The organism is Delftia sp. SD018 (genome assembly GCF_017355445.1).
In the GTDB taxonomy this organism is placed as follows: Bacteria; Pseudomonadota; Gammaproteobacteria; order Burkholderiales; family Burkholderiaceae_C; genus Comamonas; species Comamonas acidovorans.
In genome coordinates this window covers 1-239 of record NZ_JADDRN010000081.1, presented here as the reverse complement: position 1 = coordinate 239, position 239 = coordinate 1, and the positions used below count along the sequence as shown (strand labels likewise).

1 protein-coding gene is annotated in these 239 nt (G+C 72.0%); it reads right to left on the bottom strand.

Features of this window, described 5'->3' with window-relative positions; genetic code table 11:
- Positions 1 to 239, bottom strand: a 239-nt coding sequence (locus INR38_RS28635) for a condensation domain-containing protein (protein ID WP_207444615.1), incomplete at both ends; no start/stop codon positions are given.

Below are 239 nucleotides of genomic sequence, written 5' to 3'. Positions count from 1 at the left end.
AGCGGCAAGGTGTTGATGAACATGCCCAGCGCACGCTCCACCCCCTCGCCACCCTGCATGCGCCCGAACAGCACCGTGCCGAACACCACGTCGTCCCTGCCCGTGGTCCGGCCCAGCACCAGCGACCAGGCCAGATGGAACAGGCTGGCCGCGCTCACGCCCTGGCGCTGCGCTGCAAGGCGCACGGCGCGTGCCAGCCCCGCATCCAGCACATGGCGCGCCTCCTGCACCCCGCTGCC